Genomic DNA, 21998 nt, shown 5'->3' with positions numbered 1-21998 from the left:
AATAGATATCGCCATCAAGGGGATTTCATATGCGCACTACGATATCGGTTATGATGACGATTGCGATGGCGACAACAGCGATGACGGGATGCACAGTCAACCCGCCGCCGTTATCGCAGGCGCAGCTCGGGACGATCGACCAACCCTATGTGCTCGATGCAAACGACAAGCTCAGGATCACGGTCTACAACGAACCGAACCTCACGGGCGAATATACCGTGACCGGGTCCGGTGCGATCGCCTTCCCGCTCGTCGGGCTCGTTCCCGTCAGAAACCTGACGCTGGAAGCGGCGTCAGCGGCGCTTCAGGCACGACTCGGGCGGGATCTCGTCAATGATCCCAAGGTCAGTATCGAGGTCCTGAACTACCGGCCCTATTATATCCTCGGTGAGGTGGTACGACCCGGACAATATCCCTTCATGAACGGCATGACCGTACAACAGGCGGTCGCCACGGCCGGCGGTTTTACTACCCGCGCCAACACGACGACACTATTCATACGACGGTCCCGCGCTGCCGAGGAAGGTTCGGTCAATGGCCGTGGCAGCGCCGTCCCGGTTTTACCCGGCGATACGATTCGCGTTGGCGAGCGATATTTCTGATCCGGAAGTACGCGATGACCCATATGGTAGGGTTAATCGTTTTTTAGGGCGCGATGTCTATGCACTGCGCATATGTCTCGTCTCCACCCGCTGCGTTTCATTACGCCACGCCATGTCCAGCGTGCCGCCCAGCTCCTGATCGCGCCGATCATGATTGGGATCGCGCTGGTCTATGCGCAGGGTTTGGCCGACATGATCCGTGCGGCCGCGGGCAGTTACCTGTTGGCGATCACGCTGCTTCTGGCGTTTCCCAATATCCGAAGTGGCGATCTTGCGATGACCGCGGTGCTGTTGCTGACCGGCACGGAATTCGGGTCCGCACTCCAGGGAACGCCGGTCGACTTCGCACGGTGGCTGGTCACGATGGGTACGCTCGGGACGGTGGTCGTGCCGCTCAAGGCGCAGCGGTTCCGCGCTCTCGCGCTGCATGATGGCTGGAGCCCGATTGCAGGCGCGGGGCGCCGGCGTCCGCGCGCAACCGGCCCGATCATGACCGACCCTCGACCGTCACCGATGAGGGGCGAGAGGCTGTTGCTGCCGCATCGGACGGATGTTCCGCTGGGCGCCGCACTGCAGCCAATCGGTGGCCATAGATAAGCAGCAGGCGATCGATCCACGCATCGGTCGACAACGCAATCCGTCCGGCTAGTCCGACCGCCGCCTCGCTCATCCGCCGCGCGCGTCGATCATCCTCGGCGATCAGCCGGATCGCAGAGGCAAATGCGCAAGTGTCGCGCGGCTCCATCCCCAGCCCCGCTCCCGCCGCCTCGATATCGGCGGTCAGGAACGCCGTGTCCGCTGCGATCACGGGCAGTCCACTTCCGAGCGCTTCGGCCGCGACCAGGCCGTAGGGCTCCGGATAGCGGCTCGGCATGACCAGCAGGCGCGCCTGCCGCGCATGCTGCGCGATCGCGTCGGGCGGCTGGTGGCCCATGATCATGACCTCGGGATAGTCACGTTCGAGAGCGGCGCGAAGGACACCGTCGCCGATCAGCCGAAGCGGGACGCCCGCCGCCCTGCAGGCCGCCGCCGCGAGGTCCGGCCCCTTGGTTTCCTCGAGCCTCCCGACGAACAGCACTTCGCGGTTCCGCTCCACGGGACTACGCTCGCGCGTCCATGGCGCGGCCGGGTTGGGCAATGTCTCGATCGCGCTCCCGGGAATGCCGGCGCGCATCAGGAATGGCCGCATCGTCTCGTGGATCGCCAGGATCGGGGGCGAATGGTGCCGGTCATAGACCTGGTTGAGAATCGCCTGGCGACCGACGCGCCACAATTTCTGCGCATAGCTGCGCCGGTCGCATCGTGCGGTGATGCAACCGACCGACATCGGCACGTGCGGACAGACGCGCCCGGACCGCAGGAATGCAAAGCTCCCATTCGGGCAGGCGAGAAAGAAGTCGTGCGCCGACAGGACCACGCGGTCGATTACCGGGCGGAGCGCGGCGAAGAGCGCGGGCGACAGGATCTGCGACCAGCCATGAACATGATAGATCGTTCCGGGCGTGTCGTTCGCGGCGATCCACGCCGCGACATGATCGCTGGCGGCACGGTTATACAGCCCCGTCGACAGCGCGCCGAGCGTCGATCGGGAGAGCAGTCGTCCGTGCCCGAGCGCCGCGATCTCCACCCCTAGCGCGCGGAGCCCGGCATTGTCGCCCGCATCACCCGTCAGGTACGTGACCACATGCCCCCGTGCGCGAAACTGCCGCGCGGACAGCAGCGCGAGCGCAGTCGCACCGCCCTTCGGCGCGGAAATGTCGTTGATGACGACGATCCGGTCGATCGTCATCGTGCAGCATCGACGAGCAGCGCGGCCAGACGCTCGACGTCCGCGCGCCCCCGTGAGATGAGCGTGACCCGCATCACCGGATCGAGCGGTTCGTCTCTCGCATGATCCGCCAACGCGACGATGCGCGCCGCAGGGACGATCGCGGGGGTCACGATATAGTCGCCCCGCTCGGTGAGCGCGAAGAAGCTGTCGAGCTTGACGTCCCATGCCAGTCCGACCGGCGGGATGCCGAGCGCATAGGCGGCGATGCACGCGTGCATGCGGTGTGCGACGACCAGCGAGCACCCCCCGATGAAGCGCACCAGATCTCCCGGGGTGGTGAAATCCTCGGCCCGGCGCACGCGACCTTTGCCGCGATCGACGAGCGCGGGCGCGATCGTGTCGAGAAACGCACGATCCTCGGGGCTGCCGTTGGTGAACAGCACCACGTCGCGTCCGCTGTTCGCGAGCGCCGATATGGCGTCGGCGTACCAGCCGGCCAGATCGCTGCCGATCACCGAGGCTTCGCCGTGATAGCGCAGCAACAGCGGATCGGTGATGCAGAACCCGACGGGCTTCGTCCGATCGCTCGCCGCGCAGTCGCCATAGCGCGACGCTGCGAGCAGACCCGGATCGCAGGCCAGTCCCGCCGGCTGGATCGACCGGCCTGCGAGCAGGTCGTTCCACACGGCCTGCGACCGCGTATCGCGCACGGTCACGTCGATCAGTCTCGCCCGCGAGAACGCGCGCGCGAACAACCGCGTGCCGGTACGCGTCCAGTTTCGCGTGACGCCGACACCGAATACCGCCACCGGCAGCCCGCGCCGCGTCGCTTCGGCGAGCGCCGCCTCGATCTTGATCGGGAAATTGAGGTCCGAATCGGCGAGGAGATTGCCGCCGCCAAGCACGACCGCATCGACGCCCGCCAGGCTGTCCGCATAGAATTTGCGAAGCCGTGTCCGCACGAGCGTCTTCAGCACGACGTACATCATCGGCTGACGCACCCAGTCGGGCATCCCCTCGAGCGTCTTGAGCACCGTGCCGCGAAGCCCGCTTCCGCTGCTGAAGCCGGTTCGCCCGGCGAGATCGATCGACTCGACGACGATCGGCCCGCCCGCGCCGGCAACCCGGCCCAATGCCGACGCAAGCGCGCCTTCGAGGCATTCGGACAACAGGCCATCGCCCAGATTCGCGCTGTATTTCACGTTGAGCAACGCGACCTTCATCGCGCGGCTCCGACATATCGGCCCGAACCCATCCGCTGCATCCTCGATGGCGCGGACGATCCGCGATCGCTTGGGGCTGTCATGATCAGGGCTCCTTGCGCGCCAGACGGGCCAGGCGTCCGATGACGCGCGCCATGCGCGACGGTCCCGCGGTCTCATTGTCGCCGCGCCCCCGATCATGCAGATCGAAGACGAATTCGCGCCACCAGTGGCGGGGATCGTTCGAGATCAGATAATGCCCCAGATTCTTGCGCGTCGCGCCCAGCTTGGTCGCCTCGAGCTCGGTACCGCTTTCATCGCCGACAAGGCTTTGCCACGCGATGCTCGTGATCCAGCGCATCCTTCGATCGTGCGCGAAATCGCGTTCGAGCCGCTCGGGTACCGCTGTTCCGTAAAGCTTCGCGCACAGTATGATGCCCGGACCGACCAGACGTTTCAGGCGCGCGGCATGGGCATGTGCATACAGCCGGTGCGCCTCTCCACTCGACCGCGCCAGCAATGCCCCGAGATCGGCGAGCCACTTCATCCGCGCCCAGCCATGCTCGCCACCATGCGCACAGATATAGAGCCACGCCGTTTCCTCGGGGAGCGTCGGCACGTCCGCCCCGGGAAACAGGGCCAGCCTCGTCAGCGGCCCCTCCACCGTGTTTGGCATCAGATAGGAATTCTGGAAGAGCCGCCAGTGAAGTTCGACGACCGTCGCATCATCGGGGTGGACGAATACGACGTCCTTGTGATGCGCCATCCACGCCCGAACGTCTGCTGCGGTCGCCAGCTCGGGCGGATCGACCCGGACATAGCCCAGCGCGCGCATCGTTTCCGCGGCGGTGTCGATCGTGGTCCGATCGACGAGCAGATCGATATCCACGCTGTAGCGAACGCCGTAGCGGCCGAACGCCATCATCGCGCTCGTCACGCCCTTCAGCACGAAATGGCGAATTCCGGCGGCGTCGAGGGCGCGCGACAGGGCCAGCGTGCGATGAACCTGCTTTAGCTCATGAACGCCGTCTGCGGTCGCGCGCGCCTGCAGGATCGCACCAAACGGCGCCGGGATCGCGATATCGGCAACCGTCAGCGCATGATGGACCAGCCCTGCGATCCGGTGCCGCTCGATCAGCGCCAGCACCTGCTCCCAGTCGAGTGGTGAACCATCCGACTCGGCCGCCCGTATCGCCGCGAGTTGGGGCCCGTGCAGCGGCCAGGCACTGCAGGCGGCGACCAAGGCAAACGGCACGGTCGCGACGTCGGGCAGACTGGCGGCTGCGAGCGACTGCGATATACCGAGCGTCACGCGTCCCGCTCATGAATGGCCGGTAACGGCGGGCGGGGACGCAGCGGCCCGGTGTGCGTACGCCCCGAGGGAAAGCTCGCCAGCGGTGCATAACCCGTCAGGTCGTCGCCGCCCGTCAGGTCACCGCCGCCCGTCACCTCGACGGAGTCAACATGGACCCAGACGTGCGCGCGCAGGACACTGCCGTCGCTGGCCCCCGGCGCCACGCCGTAAACCAGCGTCGAATCGATCCCGCGACGGCGGAGCATCAGATGCGCCGCGAGCCCGCGTTCGAAGCACAGCGCGCGCGTCGGCACACGCTTGGCCGATCGGTCGACCGCCCATGCGACGCGTTCGACGGTCGCCGCGATCATGGCCGCGTCATGTCGCGCCGACCCTATCGGCGTGGACATAGCCGCGGCGATCGTCCGAAAAGGGACGAGGCGGATCAGCGGCGCGGCAAGACCGAGGAGCACGATCGCCTCTGCCAGCGCGACCGCGTCGGCCCCGGACAGCGCGTGAAGCTTCTCCGCCAGCGCGCGACCATGCCGGAGCTGGTTCGCCAGATACCGATCGTGTAGCGGCGACGCCGATGCGGCGGGGGGACCAGGGTCAGACATTGCTTCGCGACACGCGACGCATGTGGCTCGCGATCGACACCGTCCGCAGCAGCGTCAGGCGATAATCGACCTCGGTATCGCCCTCCTGCCAGCGCGGCGAATCGAGATCGGGCATATCCGCGACGAGCGCCTTCAGCCGGTCGATATCGATCAGCGAGGCAACCGGATCATACATCTCGATCCGTTCGATCTCGTCGATCAGCGCGCTGCGCGACTGGATCAGGCCTTCGTGCCAGTCGGCGCTTTGCAACCCGCGGCGACGGTTGTCGACGATCGACGCCGGCAACCGCCCCGCCATCGCCCGGCGCAGGATCGCGCGCGGCTCGCCGTCCCAGATGAGGCGTTCGACGGGCACGCGCAGCGCAAACTCCATCAGCCGCCGATCGCCGGTGGGGTCGCGCGTATCGATCCCCCACTCGCCGAGCTGCGCCTTGTGCAGACTGCCGATATCCGCCGAGGCGATCGCAAGCCGGTTCTGGACGCTCGTGGCGACCGGCTGCGCCGATTCGGCGACGTCGATGACGGTGTAGGGATCCGCGGTCGCGGTCTCGCGCGCGGTGCTCCCGGCATGGTCGTAGACGGCATCACGCAGCAGCGTGAAGCGGCGCGTGGCGATCGGCGCGCGGCCCGAGCGTGTCTCCATGAACCGCCAGACGCGTTCCGGAAGCTTGCCGGCAACGCTGTTCCACAAAACGCCGCGCCACTGCATCCACCCGTTGCGCACCAGCCCGCGCGCGATCCTAAACCAGGTCGGAAACCGTCCGGCGGCGATCAGCTCCTGCAGCGCGAGAACGCCCGGTTCGCTCAACGTCATGTTGCCCATCCCGCCCTGCAGCATGATGGTCAGTCCGCGCGCGCGTGCCGCGTCCGCAATCGCATCGACCCAGGTCAGGTTGCACAGGTTGCGGATCGGCAATGGATAGAGGCCGCTGGTCCGGCCAAGCGTATCGAGCGTACCGTGTTCGACGCTGACACGCACATGATCGACATTGGGCAGGCTTGCCGCGACCTCCGCTGCGAGATCGCCCTCGTCGGCGATGTGATGGGCCAGTACCTGCGTATGCCGGTCCGATCGCGGCACCGCAGTGAAGGCGGTTATCCGCACGGGGCCGGCCTCGCTTGTACGCCGCGCGAGCTGCGACGCCGCAACCGCGAGCACCGCGCTGCTGTCGAACCCCGAACTCAGCTGCGCGCCGACGCGGCCGGAAACGCCGCGCAGACAGGCCCTCACCGCCTCTTCGAGATGCCGGGTCAATGCAGCTGCATAATCGTCCTGATCGGCGAGGATCAGCGGCGTCAGGTCCGGTTTCCACCACCGGACGCGGTCGATCCCGTCCTTCCGCACGATCACATGATGTCCGGGCATGACCCGCGATATGCCGCGCAACGGCGTCCGATCCCGTTCGGGCGCCAGATCGCGCAGCAGCCGGACATATTGGTCCGTATCCATGCCCGCGTCGACCGCCGGCAGGACCGTCAGCCCTTCAGGCATCGACGCGAAGGCGAGCAGGTCGTCGGTCGCGTGATAGAATAAGGGACGCGCGCCGAGTGGATCCCGCGCGAGTATCAGCCGGCGCTCATGCGTGTCCCAGGCAGCTACGGCAAACGCCCCGTAGATCCGGTCGAACGCAGCCTCGTCCCAACGCTCGACCGCCGCCGCGACCAGCGCCGCATCGGACATGAGTGCGGCCGCCTCCGCGTCGAGATCGAGTTGTGCGACCAGCGACTCCCGCTCGCTCAGATGCACGTCGGCAACGACCGCATAGCGCCGTCCGCGCTGGTGGATTTCGGGCACATGCTCGTCTTCGGGAAGCAGCGCGTGACGCGCGATGCCGAGTGCGATCGAACCCGCCGTCCAGTGATCCGACCCGGATCGACCGAAGCGCCGCAGTGCGGCCGCCATTCGGGGCAGGTCCCGATCCGCAATCCCGCCGTCCCACCGACAAAGCCCGTACAGCGCGGTCACGGGCATCCTGCAACCGCGTGAGGGGTCGGCACGCCCGCCCCCTTCGACCACCTCCTTGGGATCGAAGACGCGCGGTGCGGGCCGGCGGAGTCGCATCGTCGGCGATCGGCCGGGCCCGTCGTACGTACGCGCCGCAATCCTGTCAGGCGCTCGCGGCGGCGCTGCCGATCACGTCCGGGAAGCGGGATGAGCCAAGCCCGCAGCCTGCAATTCCGCAAGAAGACCGGTCGTCTGCGCAAGGCACTCATCCCGATCAACGTCGTATACCTCGCAAAGTCTATCGCAAATATCCGCAGCTCGCATCGGCGCCTCGATCATGTTCCAGATTCGAGTAGCAACGCCGTTTAATCCGTAACACGTCCCCTTTTGAACATCCAGCGCCACTAGTTGTCCACCGATTTCCGCGGTAACTGCCGCTGCATTACGAATCACTGAAATATCTTCTTGATTCACCACGACATAACCCCATTATTACGAAGTGGAACCAGGCGCATATCCCCCGTGATGGCTCGAAGGCGCACAGGCCGGACGATAGCTCAAATCTCCGAAGGATCAGTTTTCGACGCACTTCGCGCCGGCGCTACTGCGGTGCGACCCGACGCGGGCGAGGTCGGGCCTTGCTCGTGATTGCGGAATAACGGGTACCACGTTGGAGCCAGCACGCCCCCGCTAGCACTACCCAGCGTACATTGCCGGCAGCCGAGATCTGTTGTCAGCAGCTATCCCGCACGCTGGGATGAAACGCGCCGATTGGACGCAGACAGGCGGGCCTTCACTCAGCGGCCGGTGCCCCACACGAATGCTGTTCGGACGGACTCGTTCATGCCGTCCACACGCCCCTGTCACCACGCCACTGTCACCACGCCACCGTCATCACGCCACCGTCACCGTCACCGTCACCGTCGCCGTCACCGTCGCCGTCACCGTCGCCGTCACCACGTCGAAAAAAGCGCGACCCGCAAGCCGCGCTTTTCGCCGTCAGTTCTGTCGGGCCGGCTTGTATCGACCCGACAATGATCAGGAACCAGTGTTGCGTCTGAAGTTGAACTGATCGGTGTGGTGCAAATTGCCGCTCTTCGCATCGGCCGCGTCCATGCGCGACAGCATCGGACGTTCCCAGACCAGGCGCTCGCTATTGGTGTTCATGACTGTCTCCCTGCCCCCGACCATCGGGTCGCTCACAAGGCAATGGCTAAGACAACGAAGTTATAAAGTCCACCAATGGTTAATATCTTGTAAACAAGTCTTGAGGACTGTGTTGCATCCTTACAGTCCATTGCGACGCGGCATTATTTGCTTGAGAACTTTTCTTCTATCATCCGTTAGTTATCCGGAAATCGCTTGAACGCGTGGATGAGGCTTGTCTCTAGCAACGCCGCCCCCCCCTCCCCTTACAGGAAGCTCGAAGACCCCATGTGCCGCTCCGCAGCGAGTGCTTCCGCCTCGAAGTGCGACAGCCCCCATTTGCGGTTCACCGAATAGATCGGGATGTCGCGGGCGATCCGGACAGCACCCGATAGATAGATCGCGCCCAGCCCCATCAGATCGCCGATACGCCGCCGGTAGATGTTCGCGGTGACGGCGTTGACCGCGTCGAGACCGGCGAGCCGGTGGATGCCGTGAACCCGCCCGTCGCTGTCGTCACGCAGGTGATACACCGCCCCGACCGGGAGATCGCCGGTCACGCGGTCGTCGGCCAGCGGCATTTCATATTTGTCGACCTGCCAGGGGAGTTGCCGCAGCCCCGCGCGCTCGCGCCCCAGCAGCTCGAGCGATTCGCCCCACAGTTTCAGCCGCGCCAGCCCCGGCGACGCGGTGATCGCCCCCGTCGGCCCCCGCAGCATCACCGGACACACGTCATCGGTCAGCAGCCGGTGGCCGCGCATTTCGAGAAACGCGGCGAGCGTCGATTTCCCCGCCCCCGAGTCGCCGCAGAACAGGATGGCGCGGCCGTTCATCTCGACGGCATTGCAATGAAACGGGATATAGCCACGCTGATACAGGATGATCCCGAAGACGCTGCCGAGCAGGAACAGCAGCAATTCGTCGTCGGCCACGCCGTGATCGCGGTCGACGACGATGCGTCGGCCGCCCACGACCGAAAACCGCCCGACCTCCTCGATCGCGACCAGCACCGCATCACCCGATACCGCGATCGTCAGATCGCCCATCGTCACGGCGCCATCGGGCAAGTGCACGCGCCCCAGATCCACCGTGACGTCGATGTGCTGGCCCGATACGCGCTGCGTCGGACCGATCGACGGCATCGGGATCGCGCTGGCGAACGACAGGCCGAAGCCGCGGTAGAAATAATGCTCGGTCATGCCGTGTCTGCACCGGCACGCAGGCGGGACGCTCGATCCGGCGTGAAGCCGTCGTCCCCGAGATACGGCGCGACGATCGCGTAACTCCCGCTTGCGATCACGCGCCCGTGCGACAGCACGTGGACATGGTCGCAGTGCGCGAGTGTCTCGGATCGATGCGCGATCGAGACGATCGTGAGGGCGGGACGTGCGCTGCGCAGCCTGGCGAGCAGCGCCGTCTCGGCTGCGACATCGATCGCGTTGGTCGCCTCGTCGAGGATCAGCAGCGCCGGATCCCGCAACACGGCACGCGCGATCGCCAGCCGCTGCCGCTCGCCGCCGGACAGCAATGCCCCGCGCTCTCCGACCAGCGTATCCAGCCCCTGCGCGAGCCGTGCGACGAGAGCGTCGGCGCCTGCGATAGCGAGCGCGGCGTGCATCGCCGCCGCATCCGCCCCCGTCCCCCAGGCGAGGTTCGCCCGGACGCTGTCGTGGAGCAGGAACGGATCCTGCGAGACATAGGCGAGCCGGTCGCGCCAGGCGGTCATCGCAACGAGATCGACGATCGTTCCGCCGACGGAGATGACGCCGCGCTCGGGCCGGTACAGACCGACCAGCAGATCGGCGAATGTCGTCTTGCCCGCGCCCGATGCACCCGCCACGCCCGTCATCGCGCCGCGTTTCAGCGTCAGCGAAAGCCCGTCGACGCCGCCAGACCAGCCCTGCGCCGATGCGCTGCCATGCCGATAGACCACGTCGTCGAACAGGATATCGCCATCGGGCACGTCGCCCCGCGCGACCACCGCCCGCGGCCTGCCGCCTTCCGGACGCATGCGACCACCCAGATCCTTTTCCAGCGCGCGAAGGTTGCGATACGCGGGCAGCGCGCGGACGAAGCTCACCGACTGCGATTGCAGCAGACCCAGCGGACCGCCCATCCTCGACAGGATCAGGAGCAGCACGACAACGCTCGTCGGCGCGACCGCGAGCCAGGCGAACCCGACATACGCCGTCACGCCGCCGACCAATGCCGCCAACACCGTCAGCCGCATGCGCATCGCGTTCTGGTCGTCGACGAATGCCAGCTCGCGCGCGTTCGACTGATCGAGCGCCCTGGTGAAGTCGGCGACGAACGCGTGCTGGAGATTCTGGCTGGCGGACAGCTTGAGCGATCCGAGGAACTGCCCGGTGTTGTCGAGCAGGCGAAGGTGCAGACCCGTCACCGCATCCCCCATCGCGCGTGCGGCATGAAGCAACTTGCGAGTCATCGCCCCCGCCAGCGTGAACAGCAGCAGCGCGACGATCGTCAATCCCGGGCTGAGCCACATCGCGAGCGCGACCTGCACGACGAGCATCGCGCATGCGACGAGCGACTGCAGCAATCCCAACGCGGCCTCCCCGACGCGCGCGACGTCGCTGCCAAGCGCCTGCACGACGCGCGCATGACGCAGCCGCGCGACGCGCTCCCACCGCGCCCCCGCCAGCCGCGTCACGAGCCGCTGCTGTATCCGGGCGAGGTAATCGAGCTCGAGCTGAGCAAGCAGGACCTGCCGCCGGGCGAGCAGTGCGGTCCGGATGATCATCAGCACGCCGAACAGCATCATGATGACGGCGAGCCGGTCGCTGCGCCCGGACAGTCCGACGCGGTCGAAAAGCCAGGTGGCAAGCTGCGCGATCCGGTCGCCATCGGGGCCGGTGACCGCCGCGAACAGCGGTACGAGCAGCATGATCCCCAGCCCTTCGACCAGCGCCCCCATGCCCACGATGATCGTGGCAAGCATCACGCGGCGAGGCGCGAACCCGAAAAAGTCCGCAGCAAAGGATCGCGCATCGCCCGCTCTCATCCGACGACGGGATCGTCAGGACGGGATGCGATGTCGGGATCGTACCGTCTTCGGAAAAGACACGGCTCGGTCGCCACGTGCCGGAGTCTGAGGCCCGAGCGATCGTAATGCGGGGTGATCGACTCGTCCCACATGATCGCGTCGAAGCCATCCGCGATCGCGGTGTCGGCGAAGCGGAAATTGGCGTGTCGGATCGCGAAATATCCCCCCGGCCTTACCCGCACGGCAAGCTGCGAGACGGCGGCTTCGAACCGATCGAACGACAGGCCGGCGCCTATTCGCGCGGGTCCATCGGCGAGGTCGCCGTGACGGAAAACCGCCATCGCGAGAACGGCATCATAGCTGTCCGGCAATTCGCCCGCGGCCGATGCTGCCACGACGAAGCGCGTCGTCTTTTGCTGGCGGGCCGGCACCTCGCGCCGCGCCACCGCGATACGCGGCGCGCTGATGTCGATTCCCGTGATCGTGGCGGTCGGAAAATACGTGCGCAGCGTGAACACCTCCTCGCCCGTCGAGCATCCGAACGACAACAGACGGAGCGGGACGTCGCCGTGGATGGCGGGGTGCGGCTGCAACGCCTCGCGCAGCCGGCCGAAGATCGCCGGATAGCGATCGACCCCGGTCGTGCCGAACGGCTGGAAGAGCCCGGCGGGTCGTCGCAGGCGCAACAGCGCAGCCGCGCGCCGGTCGCCCGGCCGCGTCAGATCACGCAGCGCGAGCGCCATCCGGTATCCTGGAACGCGTTCAGCGACGTTGCGCCATTGCCCCATGTTTTGCCTTCCCCTTCGCAGACCGTGCGCCGCCCCCGCCAGGGCTGCATCGATCGTTCCTGACGACGACGCGCGTTTCGCCCACCGCCTGTGCAAACGTCCGGCGGTCAGCCCGGCAATTCGTCCTGGAACCCCGGACTGCCGCGACCCGGCCGGATCACCATTGGCGACGGCGCCGTCGGCGCGACGTGCAGCGCCTGCGTCGGCGTCCCGATGACCGCGGCGCGCGCCCGCAGGCTCGCCTTGAGAAACACCGTTTCCGACGCGAGGAACCGCCGCGGCGTCGTTCCAAGGAAGGTCGAGGCGTCGCGAAGGAAATGCGAGGCGTCGAAGTAACTGCTGTCGATCGCCGAATAGTCGATCCGGCCATCGGGCTGGATCAGCTTGATGAACGATCGAAGAAACCGCGCCCGGCGGAGCAACATCTTTGGCAACATACCGAAATGCCGCGTCGCAAGCCGCCGCAACGCGTGCGTCTCGATCCCGAGCCGTTCGGCGACGTCGTGCATTTCGATGACGCCGTCGGTGACCGCCAATGTCGTGAACGCACGGATCAGGTCCTCGTGCGGATGGCGGCGCAGGAACAGCGGTTCGAAGATCGAATCGAGCAACGGCTTGATCATCGCGTCGTCGGACAAGGCGTCCAGCCCCTCGGTCAGCCGACGCGCGACGACGCCGCCGACCACGGTGTCTAGCGGCACGATCTTGTTGCGGAAATCCCCCGCGAGCCGCGACGTGAGCCGCGACCAGCCCAGCGCGCTGACGCCAATGCCGACCGCGATGCCGCCATGCGTCACCGTCTGGAACGCACGGCTCGTCGGGCCGTAGAGGCTGACGCGGTCCAGCGGGCCGAACCGGTGGTTGCCGATCGCGACCGAGACCGGCCCGGCATCCACAAGCACCGAAATCATCGCCGGCGCCGGCAGGTACCAGTTGACCATCGGCGCCCGGCTTTCGGCCGCGTAGATCGCATAGCCCGTCAGATAGTCGGACAGCGAGGCGTGCGGCGGATCGTACCGCATCCGCATGCCGGGCGGCATGGCGAAGGCGCTTGCCGGCACCCCAGCGACACATGTTCCGCCTACGACTTGATCAATGTTCATTTGCCACCCCTGCCCCGACGACCCCCGACGCTCGCATTTGCCCGAAACCCCCTCGGCAACGCGAACCACCACCCCGGACTTAGCGCCACCATGGTTTACACCAAATTATTTAACAAATACCTTGCGAATATTACAACATGAACAGACTATTCACTAAGATATTCTTACCAATACCAAGAATAGAGTTAATGTTAAAGATCATCCGTGAAATTCTTCAGCTATAGTGCCGCGTCGTGCTTCGTCCCTCGTAAACCTTGTATTATAAAGAGCTTGCCCCGAACAGCCGTCATCATCGGACGCCGGACACGAGGTGCGGGGCCGCCTTTCAAGCCGACCGGAACGCACTCATGGTGAACGCGGCGCTGGCGAGACGTAACGGGATATGCCGCGTCATCGGTACGCAGGCTGCCCGGAGGATTCCCACGCACGACGGACGCATCACGACAGCGCATGATGGTGAGCGGCCGCTGCGTCGCCTATTCCTGCCCCCCTGCCGCGGCCGTCCGCCACGCAACGCGGCGATCTTGGAGCTGGGGCGTTCAGCACCGACACGGACCTCTGCCGTTCCCTTTTCTTATTCAGCAACGGAGCATCGTCATGACCGACGCCTCATCCTACACCCCCCCGGCGATCTGGACGTGGAACCGCGAAAATGGCGGTCGGTTCGCCGCAATCAACCGTCCCATTGCGGGCGCGACGCATGACAGGGCGCTTCCCGTCGGACGCCACCCGCTCCAGCTCTATTCGCTCGGCACACCCAATGGCGTGAAGGTGACGATCATGCTCGAGGAGCTGCTCGCGCTCGGCCATGCCGGGGCAGAATATGATGCCTGGCTGATCCGGATCAACGAGGGCGACCAGTTCGGCAGCGACTTCGTCGACATCAATCCCAACTCGAAGATCCCTGCGCTGATGGATCGCAGCCATGCGACGCCGATCCCGATCTTCGAGTCCGGCGCGATCCTGATGCATCTTGCTGAAAAGTTCGGCGCGTTCCTGCCGACCGAGCCCGCAGCGCGCGCGACCTGTCTTTCGTGGCTGTTCTGGCAAGTGGGCAGCGGGCCGTTCATCGGCGGCGGCTTCGGGCATTTCTACGCCTATGCACCCGTCAAGATCGAATATGCGATCGACCGGTTCGCGATGGAGGCCAAGCGCCAGCTCGACGTCCTGAACCGCCGCCTCGCCGACAACGACTATCTCGCCGGCGATGCGTACACGATCGCCGACATGGCGGCCTGGCCGTGGTACGGTGTCCTCGCGCAGGGCGAACTCTACGACGCCGGCGAGTTCCTTCAGGTCCAGGACTATCCCAACGTTCAGCGCTGGGCGGCAGCGATCGCTGCACGACCGGCGGTACGCCGCGGGCGGATGGTCAACCGCGTCATGGGTGATCCAGCCAGCCAGTTGCATGAACGTCACGATGCCGCCGACTTCGACACCCGCACGATGGACAAGTCGTCCGACGCGTAAAACTAAGCGCACCGAAATACTGCTGGGGATTAGTATAATTCGATAATTTGCCCTGTCTTATCATTTAGTTGCAACTTTATCTCCCTGATCCCGTTTCTGGGTCGTCGAGCACGTGAGAGCGCCCAGCGAAGGCGACCCACGCGCTGGCCATGTGCCGACGTGCCTGGTTCAGGGAGATGAAGCCAATGACCGAATCAAACCATCTGATCGATGCCCTCGATGCCCGTGTCGAACGGCGCAACGATCGGCGGGAGTTCTTCAAGAGCGTCGTCGGTGCTGCTGCGATGACCGCCGCCGGTGCGACCGCGATGACGCTGTCGACCGCCGCCGCCGCCCAGTCGGTCACCGACGCCGATGTCCTGAACTTCGCGCTCAACCTCGAATATCTCGAGGCGCAGTTCTACTCCTACGCAGCCTATGGCACGGGACTCGACAATTCGCTGCTGACCGGCACCGGCACGCAGGGTGCGGTTCGCGGCGGCACGCAAGTCAATTTCAACTTCGATCCGCGCGTCGCTGAATATGCGCGCGAGATCGCGCAGGATGAGATCGCGCATGTCCGCTTCCTGCGCACTGCGCTCGGCAGCGCGGCCGTCGCCCAGCCGGCGATCGACGTCAGCGTTTCGCCGACCAGTGCCTTCTCGGTCGCCGCCCAGGCAGCCGGTCTCGTCCCTGCCGGTACGGCGTTTAACCCCTATTCTTCGCCTGAGAACTTCCTGCTCGGCGCCTTCATCTTCGAGGATGTCGGCGTTTCCGCGTACAAGGGCGCTGCACCGCTGCTGACCAGCAAGACCTATCTCGAGGCCGCAGCCGGTATCCTCGCGGTCGAGGCCTATCATTCGGCGATCGTCCGCACGACGCTGTACGCGAAGGGCATTGCTGTTCCCGCGTTGCGCACCTCGGCGGATGCCATTTCCAATGCCCGTGACCGGCTCGACGGCGCGACGCTCGATCTCGATCAGGGCATCTCGCCGCTGAGCCAGACGCCCACCAACCTGTCCACGACACAGGCTGCGGTGCAGGCGTCGAACATCGTGCCGCTCGACGCGAATGGCGTCGCCTATAGCCGGTCGACGAGCCAGGTGCTCAACATCGTCTATCTCAACGGCAGCGCGGCATCGGCCGGCGGCTTCTTCCCCGCGGGCCTTAACGGAACGATCCGGACCAGCACCACGTCGTCCTGATCCGACACGCATCCGCCAAAAGCCACGCTTACGACTTTCAAGGGGATAGACCCATGACCGACATCCAGACAAAGCTCGAAATCTTCGACAGGATCGCCACCCGCCGCAACGAACGCCGCGGCTTCCTGCGCTTCGCCGGCGGTGGCGCGCTTGCCGTTGGCGGCGCATCGCTGCTCGCCGCATGCGGCAATGACGACAGCGACCTCGCACCCGGACCCACGCCGACCCCGACTCCCGCGCCGGCCCTCAACGACGCCGACGTCCTCAACTTCGCACTCCAGCTCGAATATCTCGAAGCGCAATTCTATGCCTTTGCCGTGTTCGGTGTTGGTCTCAATGCAAGTTTGCTGACCGGTACCGGGACGCAGGGTGCAGTGACCGGTGGCCGCCAGGTTCCGGAGTTCGCCAACGGGACCGGGGATGCGGTCATTCGCGAATATGCGCGCGAGATCGCCCTCGACGAGATAGCGCATGTCGCCTTCCTCCGCAGCGCGCTGGGCACTGCAGCGGTCGCGCAGCCTGCGATCAACATTTCGGCCGGCACCGTCGCATCGCCGGGGTCGTTCACGGCAGCAGCGCGTGCGGCCGGTCTGGTGACCGCAAACCAGGTCTTCGATCCCTACGAAAACGAGAACAACTTCCTGTTGGGCGCTTTCATCTTCGAAGACGTCGGCGTTTCGGCATACAAGGGCGCATCGGTCCTGATCGCCAACAAGACCTATCTCGAGGCTGCTGCCGGCATCCTTGCCGCCGAGGCCTATCATGCCGGCCTGGTCCGGACAGTGCTCTATCGTCGCGGCCTGGGTACGCCGGCAACACCAACCACCGCCGCCGTTGCCGCGGTCCCTGCGCTCATCACTGGCGCGAATGCGATCAGCAACGCGCGCGACAGCCTCGACGGCACCGTCAACAACACGTCGACCGGCGTGATCGGGGACGACGATCAGGGTATCACCGGCATCGATGCCAACGTCTCGAACATCGTGCCGACCGACGCCAACGGGATCGTCTACAGCCGTTCCGCCGGGCAGGTCCTCAATATCGTGTACCTCAACAGCGCATCCGTCTCGTCCGGCGGGTTCTTCCCCGCAGGCCTCAACGGCAACATCAAGACGAGCGCGGCCAACGCGTAACCCCGTCCCGCGTCCCGTCGGGGCGCGGTCCACTCCTCGAGCCGCGCATGCCTGGTCGGCCTGTGCGGCTCCCGAATTCGGGATGATCACACCATGAAGACTTCGCACCTTCTTTCCTGCGCAGGCCTCGCTCTGTCCTGCGCCTTCGCCATGCCTGCCGCCGCGCAGGAAACGACCGAGGAGCGTCCGTTCTCGGGCATCTACATCGGCGCTGCGGGCGGGTATGACGTGCAGGGCAACGATGTCGGCTCGTCGATCCAGTTCGACCGCAATCTCGACGGGACGTTCGGCGACCAGGTCAGCACGATCGGCGGCGCCAACGCGTTCTCGCCGGGCTTCTGCAATGGCTCCGCACGTACGGCAGTGCCGACCTTTGGCTGCCGCAACGACGATGACGGCTGGGCCTATTATGGCCGGGTCGGCATGGATGCGCAGCGCGGCAACATCGTCGTCGGCGTCGTCGGCGAATTCGGCAAGTCCGAGATCACCGACAGCGTGGCTGCCTTCTCGAGCACGCCCGCCAGCTATACGATGGCGCGCAAGATCGATTGGGAAGCCTCGGTGCGCGGCCGCGCCGGCTACGCGGTCAACACCACGCTGTTCTACGGCACGTTCGGTGCGGGCTATGCCAAGATCGACCGCCTGTTCTTCACCACCAACACCGCCAATGCCTTTGCGGCGTCGGGCAAGCGCCAGCAATGGGGTTTCCTCGGCGGCGGCGGCATCGAGCAGAAGCTGACGAAGAACATCTCGATCGGGATGGAATATATGTTCCATCAGTACAAGGACGACGACTTCCGCGTCCGTACGACCGCAGGTCCCGCCATCTCGGGCAGCCCGATCCTGGTCGCGAACAACCCGTTCGTGCTGGCCCCCAACACCACCGGCACCGACTTCAAGCGCAGCGACGAGAAGTTCCGCTGGCACAGCCTGCGCGCGACGGCCGCGTTCAGGTTCTGATGCAAGACGGGCCTGCGTCACGTGCGCAGGCCCGGATGCGACCGGCTGGCGGCGGGCCCTGCTGGAGCCCCCGTTCCTACAGTCCCTCGCCGCCGACCCACTGCGCGTTCGACAACCGCCGCGCCAGGTCCCAGCTCTGCTGACGGATATCGGGCACCGCGACGACCTCCCACAGCCCTCCCCGCGTCATCGGGCCGATGCAGTGCAACCGCTGCTCGACGACCCCGTTGCGACCGATCGCCCGCGATTGTGCATCCACATCGACACCGAGCCGCAGCGGATCGGGACGGATCACGCCATCCGCGATCAGATGCCGGATCAACGGCTCGTCGGAGCGCAGCAGATCGCCCTGCGGCCCGGTACAATTGACGATCCGCGCCGCACGCGTGACGATGGGCGTATCCTCGCCGCGCGGCCGCCACGTCAGGTCGACGGCCTCCCCTGCCGTCGTCGCCGACACGATCTTGCCCGCGGCAAAGCGCAGCGTGCCGCTCGCGACCAGCGCGTCGACCCGGTCGGCGACGGTGGGAGCGAGACGGTGGCGGTGGACGTCCCAATAGGGCCGCGCATGCCGGAGGAACCGCGCGCGCTGCGGCGTCGGCGCAGCGGCCCACAGCATCTGCGTCACCGGTCGAAGCTCGTCGACCGCCGCGCGCCAGCCGTCCGCCCCTGCCCGCTCGCGGATATGGCGGACGATCGCCGACAGATCCCCCTGCGGTTTGTCAAGCACGCGTGCGGGTGGCGCGCCGTCGACATGCCGACGCGGCGACAGCCCCCGCCGCGACACGGCCAGAATCTGACCCGCAAAGCCCCGCGCATCGAGCAGCAACGCGGCATCGATCGCGGTCAGCCCGGTCCCGACCAGCACCACCGTGTCGTCAGGCCCGAGCCCCTCGCCGATATCGGAGGCCCAGGGATCCGCGCTGTAGCGGCCGGGCGTCAGGTCCTCGGGTATCAGTCCCGGCGGCGTATGCGGCGGCAGGTTACCCAGCGCGAGCACCGCGCTGTCGGCGGCGATCCGGCTTCCGTCCGCCATTCCGACCGAGACGCCGCCGCGCGCGACCAGATCGATCGAACAGACTTCGCCTTGGGCAAGCGACAACCGTCCCTCCGAGCGCGTGACCGCCGCGTCGAGCATCTCGCGGAGATACGCCCCGTAGGTGGTCCGCGGCACGAACGTCTTGCGGTCGCCCTCGCCGCGCGTCTCGAGCCAGCGCACGAAATGGTCGGGATCGTCGGGCAGCGCGCTCATGTTCCCCGCGCGCACGTTGAGCAGGTGGCTGGGATGCGCCGCACTATAGGCGACGCCGCGCGCGAGCTGGCGCGAGCGACGCTCGATCAGGGTTGCTCGCGGACCGCCATGGCGCATCAGGTTGATCGCCAGCAATGTCCCCGAAAACCCTCCGCCGACGATGACCACGTGATCCTCGGGCCCTGCGATAAATGTCATCTCGTCCCCATCTGCTTTCGATCGTCTCGCCGCGCTCGATAGGACAATCGGCCGCCGCGGGACACCCGATGCCGGCAAGTCCCTGTCAGGACTGACGTATTGCACAAACGACAGCGCTGTTGCACTTTCCCGTCAACGGCTCGCCCCGTCCGGTGCGCGCTGATCCATTGCGGAGACCATCCTTTGAAGACCAGGTTCGTCATATTTGCCTCTGTCGTCGCGATTGCCGCGTCGTCCGCCACCGCACAGGATCTGCACGCCTGCATCGACGATGCCTGCACGATTGAATCGATCATGCCGCAGGACGCCGCCTCTGCCCCCGCCGCCGCCGATTCCGCCGCCACCCGCTATGGCAGCTGGGGCTTCGACCTTGCCGGCATGGACAAGAGCGTGAAGCCCGGCAACGACTGGTTCGACTATGTGAACGGCAGCTGGGTCAAGAAGACGCAGATCCCGGCGGATCGCTCGTCCTATGGCGCCTTCGCGGTGCTGCGCGACCTGTCCGAGGCGCGGATGCGCACGCTGGTCGAGGGCTATCGTCCCGCCGATGCCGCGAACCCCGACCGCGCCAAGGTGGCGACGCTGTATCAGGGCTTCATGGACGAGGCGGCGATCGAGCGTGCCGATGCCGCGCCGCTCATCCAGCGGCTGGCGCCCGTGAAGGCGGCCGCGTCCAAGGATGACGTCGCCGTGCTGATGGGCCAGTCGATGGGCGGGTTCGGTGCGAGCTTCTTCGGTCCTGGCGTCAACGATGATGCGAAGCGCCCCGATGTCTACGCGCTCTACCTACGCCAGTCGGGGCTGGGTCTGGGCGACCGCGATCTGTATCTCGATGCGAAGTTCGCGTCCCAGGTCGCGCGCTACCGCCAGTATGTCGCACAGATGCTGACGATGGCCGGCTGGGCCAATCCCGACGACGCCGCCACCAAGATCGTCGCGATGGAAACGCGCATCGCGCAGGCGCACTGGACCCGCGCGGAAAGCCGCGACCGCGACAAGACCTATAATCCGATGACGCTGGCGCAGTTGCAGGCGCAGGCCCCCGGCTTCCCCTGGGCGAAGTTCTGGACGGCGGCGGGCGTCGCCAAGGCGGACCGCGCGATCGTCGCGCAGAACACCGCCTTCCCGAAGATCGCCGAGGTGTTTGCGAGCACCGACCTCGACACGCTCAAGGCCTGGCAGGCGTTCCGCATCACCGACGACATCGCGCCGATGCTGTCGAAGCGGTTCGTCGACGCCAATTTCGATTTCCGATCGAAATTCCTCAACGGCCAGCCGCAGCAGCGCGATCGCTGGAAGCGCGGGATCGGCGTCACCGAGCGCGCGCTGGGCGAGGCGATCGGCCGCGATTACGTGGCGCTCTATTTCCCGCCCTCGTCCAAGACGAAGATGGACGCCCTCGTCGCCAACCTGCGGATCGCGCTGCGCGGCCGGATCGACGGACTTCCCTGGATGGGCGCCGCGACCAAGCAGGAGGCGCAGGCCAAGCTCGCCAATTTCAGCGTCAAGGTCGGCTATCCCGACAAATGGCGCGACTATACCGCGCTGCGCATCGTCCCCGGCGACCTGATCGGCAATGTCGAACGCGCGAGCCGGTTCGAATGGGACTATCGCCGCAACCGCATGGGCGGTCCGGTCGACAAGGCCGAGTGGGGCATGACCCCGCAGACCGTGAACGCCTATTACAACTCGGTGAAGAACGAGATCGTCTTCCCCGCGGCGATCCTGCAGCCGCCCTTCTTCGATCCCGACGCCGATCCGGCGGTCAATTACGGCGGCATCGGCGGCGTGATCGGTCACGAGATCAGCCACGGCTTCGACGATCAGGGACGCAAGTCGGACGGCAAGGGCGTGCTGCGCGACTGGTGGACCGCACAGGATGCCGCCAAGTTCGAGGCACAGGCGGTCAAACTCGGCGCGCAGTATGAAGCCTATACGTTCGAGGGCTTGCCCGGCGTGAAGATCAACGGTCGCGCGTCGATGGGCGAGAATATCGGCGATCTGGGCGGCGTGCTGATCTCGCTCGACGCCTATCACACCTCGCTTGGTGGCAAGCCCGCGCCGGTGCTCGACGGCTATAGCGGCGACCAGCGCTTCTTCCTCGGCTGGGGTCAGGTCTGGCGCACGCTGTTCCGCACCGAGGCCTTGCGCCAGCAGCTCGTCAGCGACCCGCATTCGCCAGGGCAGATCCGCGCGATCAACCCGCTGCGCAACGTCGATGCCTGGTACAAGGCGTTCGACGTGAAGCCCGGCGATGCGCAGTATCTCGCGCCTGCGGACCGCGTCCGCATCTGGTAAGCCGCTAAGGCCGCCGCCGGACAAAAAAATC

The 21998-nt window shown here is 66.1% G+C and carries 19 protein-coding genes; 7 read left to right on the top strand and 12 right to left on the bottom strand.

The features are described 5' to 3' along the window. Nucleotides 1-50 precede the first annotated feature (50 nt). Both AC0CH3_RS00940 and AC0CH3_RS00935 read left to right on the top strand, forming a co-directional pair. Nucleotides 51-602 (top strand): polysaccharide biosynthesis/export family protein, encoded by a 552-nt coding sequence (locus AC0CH3_RS00940; RefSeq protein WP_354301413.1) that lies wholly within the window; start codon nucleotides 51-53, stop codon nucleotides 600-602. A 72-nt stretch (nucleotides 603-674) separates the two neighbouring features. Next, on the top strand, nucleotides 675-1199 hold the full coding sequence (locus AC0CH3_RS00935; protein ID WP_354301410.1) for a hypothetical protein: 525 nt from the start codon (nucleotides 675-677) through the stop codon (nucleotides 1197-1199). On the opposite strand, the gene AC0CH3_RS00930 is transcribed toward AC0CH3_RS00935, so the two are convergent. The 11 genes from AC0CH3_RS00930 to AC0CH3_RS00880 all read right to left on the bottom strand — a co-directional run bounded on the left by AC0CH3_RS00930 (nucleotide 1090) and on the right by AC0CH3_RS00880 (nucleotide 13409). Continuing rightward, entirely contained in the window at nucleotides 1090-2391 is a 1302-nt protein-coding gene (locus AC0CH3_RS00930) for a glycosyltransferase family 4 protein (RefSeq protein ID WP_354301409.1), read from the bottom strand. The two genes, AC0CH3_RS00935 and AC0CH3_RS00930, sit on opposite strands and share 110 nt — an antisense overlap. After that, nucleotides 2388-3596: a polysaccharide pyruvyl transferase family protein gene (locus AC0CH3_RS00925; protein ID WP_354301407.1), complete on the bottom strand. Its 1209-nt coding sequence runs from the start codon at nucleotides 3594-3596 to the stop codon at nucleotides 2388-2390. The genes AC0CH3_RS00930 and AC0CH3_RS00925 overlap by 4 nt, the downstream gene beginning before the upstream one ends. Nucleotides 3597-3681: 85 nt before the next feature. After that, nucleotides 3682-4887, bottom strand: coding sequence for a nucleotidyltransferase domain-containing protein (locus AC0CH3_RS00920; RefSeq protein ID WP_354301405.1), 1206 nt, complete (start codon nucleotides 4885-4887; stop codon nucleotides 3682-3684). Continuing rightward, nucleotides 4884-5486, bottom strand: coding sequence for a lasso peptide biosynthesis B2 protein (locus AC0CH3_RS00915; protein WP_465237462.1), 603 nt, complete (start codon nucleotides 5484-5486; stop codon nucleotides 4884-4886). The genes AC0CH3_RS00920 and AC0CH3_RS00915 overlap by 4 nt, the downstream gene beginning before the upstream one ends. Further along, nucleotides 5479-7389, bottom strand: coding sequence for an asparagine synthetase B family protein (locus AC0CH3_RS00910; RefSeq protein ID WP_465237461.1), 1911 nt, complete (start codon nucleotides 7387-7389; stop codon nucleotides 5479-5481). Before AC0CH3_RS00910 ends, AC0CH3_RS00915 begins: the two co-directional genes overlap by 8 nt. A 231-nt stretch (nucleotides 7390-7620) precedes the next feature. Beyond that, nucleotides 7621-7908 (bottom strand): PqqD family protein, encoded by a 288-nt coding sequence (locus AC0CH3_RS00905; protein ID WP_082445743.1) that lies wholly within the window; start codon nucleotides 7906-7908, stop codon nucleotides 7621-7623. Between the two features lie 561 nt (nucleotides 7909-8469). Further along, on the bottom strand, nucleotides 8470-8598 hold the full coding sequence (locus AC0CH3_RS00900) for a hypothetical protein (RefSeq protein ID WP_268795873.1): 129 nt from the start codon (nucleotides 8596-8598) through the stop codon (nucleotides 8470-8472). 245 nt (nucleotides 8599-8843) lie between these two features. Next, entirely contained in the window at nucleotides 8844-9776 is a 933-nt protein-coding gene (locus AC0CH3_RS00895) for a hypothetical protein (RefSeq protein ID WP_354301399.1), read from the bottom strand. After that, nucleotides 9773-11536, bottom strand: a complete 1764-nt coding sequence (locus tag AC0CH3_RS00890; RefSeq protein ID WP_354302065.1) for an ABC transporter ATP-binding protein — start codon at nucleotides 11534-11536, stop codon at nucleotides 9773-9775. The genes AC0CH3_RS00895 and AC0CH3_RS00890 overlap by 4 nt, the downstream gene beginning before the upstream one ends. A 59-nt stretch (nucleotides 11537-11595) precedes the next feature. Next, nucleotides 11596-12324, bottom strand: coding sequence for a class I SAM-dependent methyltransferase (locus AC0CH3_RS00885; protein ID WP_354301397.1), 729 nt, complete (start codon nucleotides 12322-12324; stop codon nucleotides 11596-11598). A gap of 152 nt (nucleotides 12325-12476) precedes the next feature. Next, nucleotides 12477-13409 (bottom strand): helix-turn-helix domain-containing protein, encoded by a 933-nt coding sequence (locus AC0CH3_RS00880; protein ID WP_354301396.1) that lies wholly within the window; start codon nucleotides 13407-13409, stop codon nucleotides 12477-12479. A gap of 660 nt (nucleotides 13410-14069) precedes the next feature. On the opposite strand from AC0CH3_RS00880, the gene yghU reads away from it, so the two are divergent. The 4 genes from yghU to AC0CH3_RS00860 all read left to right on the top strand — a co-directional run bounded on the left by yghU (nucleotide 14070) and on the right by AC0CH3_RS00860 (nucleotide 18219). Further along, nucleotides 14070-14942 carry a glutathione-dependent disulfide-bond oxidoreductase gene (gene yghU / locus AC0CH3_RS00875; RefSeq protein ID WP_354301394.1) on the top strand — a complete coding sequence of 291 codons (873 nt, stop codon included), beginning with the start codon at nucleotides 14070-14072 and terminating at the stop codon, nucleotides 14940-14942. 185 nt (nucleotides 14943-15127) lie between these two features. Beyond that, the gene (locus AC0CH3_RS00870) at nucleotides 15128-16126 is read left to right on the top strand and encodes a ferritin-like domain-containing protein (RefSeq protein ID WP_465237460.1); all 999 of its coding nucleotides are present in this window, start codon (nucleotides 15128-15130) and stop codon (nucleotides 16124-16126) included. A 53-nt stretch (nucleotides 16127-16179) separates the two neighbouring features. Further along, nucleotides 16180-17259: a ferritin-like domain-containing protein gene (locus AC0CH3_RS00865; RefSeq protein WP_354301390.1), complete on the top strand. Its 1080-nt coding sequence runs from the start codon at nucleotides 16180-16182 to the stop codon at nucleotides 17257-17259. Nucleotides 17260-17352: 93 nt separating this feature from the next. Further along, nucleotides 17353-18219 carry an outer membrane protein gene (locus AC0CH3_RS00860; protein WP_056016252.1) on the top strand — a complete coding sequence of 289 codons (867 nt, stop codon included), beginning with the start codon at nucleotides 17353-17355 and terminating at the stop codon, nucleotides 18217-18219. Nucleotides 18220-18295: 76 nt separating this feature from the next. On the opposite strand, the gene AC0CH3_RS00855 is transcribed toward AC0CH3_RS00860, so the two are convergent. Next, a complete protein-coding gene (locus tag AC0CH3_RS00855; protein ID WP_354301388.1) occupies nucleotides 18296-19669 on the bottom strand; it encodes an FAD/NAD(P)-binding protein in 1374 nt (457 codons plus the stop codon). Between the two features lie 294 nt (nucleotides 19670-19963). Between AC0CH3_RS00855 and AC0CH3_RS00850 the strand changes: the two genes are divergently transcribed. Next, complete coding sequence (locus tag AC0CH3_RS00850; protein ID WP_457326286.1) at nucleotides 19964-21967, top strand: M13 family metallopeptidase; 2004 nt, start codon at nucleotides 19964-19966, stop codon at nucleotides 21965-21967. Nucleotides 21968-21998: the final 31 nt, after the last annotated feature.

The organism is Sphingomonas sp. AC449 (assembly GCF_979253475.1).
This window is presented reverse-complemented; position numbering and strand designations above follow the sequence as displayed.

Bases quoted from the DNA above. Each gene is read 5' to 3' on its own strand.
- AC0CH3_RS00940 (WP_354301413.1), top strand. From the start codon at position 51: ATGATGACGATTGCGATGGCGACAACAGCGATGACGGGATGCACAGTC.
- AC0CH3_RS00935 (WP_354301410.1), top strand. From the start codon at position 675: ATGTCTCGTCTCCACCCGCTGCGTTTCATTACGCCACGCCATGTCCAG.
- AC0CH3_RS00930 (WP_354301409.1), bottom strand. From the start codon at position 2,391: ATGACGATCGACCGGATCGTCGTCATCAACGACATTTCCGCGCCGAAG.
- AC0CH3_RS00925 (WP_354301407.1), bottom strand. From the start codon at position 3,596: ATGAAGGTCGCGTTGCTCAACGTGAAATACAGCGCGAATCTGGGCGAT.
- AC0CH3_RS00915 (WP_465237462.1), bottom strand. From the start codon at position 5,486: ATGTCTGACCCTGGTCCCCCCGCCGCATCGGCGTCGCCGCTACACGAT.
- AC0CH3_RS00910 (WP_465237461.1), bottom strand. From the start codon at position 7,389: ATGGCGGCCGCACTGCGGCGCTTCGGTCGATCCGGGTCGGATCACTGG.
- AC0CH3_RS00900 (WP_268795873.1), bottom strand. From the start codon at position 8,598: ATGAACACCAATAGCGAGCGCCTGGTCTGGGAACGTCCGATGCTGTCG.
- AC0CH3_RS00895 (WP_354301399.1), bottom strand. From the start codon at position 9,776: ATGACCGAGCATTATTTCTACCGCGGCTTCGGCCTGTCGTTCGCCAGC.
- AC0CH3_RS00890 (WP_354302065.1), bottom strand. From the start codon at position 11,536: ATGCTTGCCACGATCATCGTGGGCATGGGGGCGCTGGTCGAAGGGCTG.
- AC0CH3_RS00885 (WP_354301397.1), bottom strand. From the start codon at position 12,324: ATGGCGCTCGCGCTGCGTGATCTGACGCGGCCGGGCGACCGGCGCGCG.
- AC0CH3_RS00880 (WP_354301396.1), bottom strand. From the start codon at position 13,409: ATGCCGCCCGGCATGCGGATGCGGTACGATCCGCCGCACGCCTCGCTG.
- yghU (WP_354301394.1), top strand. From the start codon at position 14,070: ATGACCGACGCCTCATCCTACACCCCCCCGGCGATCTGGACGTGGAAC.
- AC0CH3_RS00870 (WP_465237460.1), top strand. From the start codon at position 15,128: ATGACCGAATCAAACCATCTGATCGATGCCCTCGATGCCCGTGTCGAA.
- AC0CH3_RS00865 (WP_354301390.1), top strand. From the start codon at position 16,180: ATGACCGACATCCAGACAAAGCTCGAAATCTTCGACAGGATCGCCACC.
- AC0CH3_RS00860 (WP_056016252.1), top strand. From the start codon at position 17,353: ATGAAGACTTCGCACCTTCTTTCCTGCGCAGGCCTCGCTCTGTCCTGC.
- AC0CH3_RS00855 (WP_354301388.1), bottom strand. From the start codon at position 19,669: ATGACATTTATCGCAGGGCCCGAGGATCACGTGGTCATCGTCGGCGGA.
- AC0CH3_RS00850 (WP_457326286.1), top strand. From the start codon at position 19,964: ATGCCGCAGGACGCCGCCTCTGCCCCCGCCGCCGCCGATTCCGCCGCC.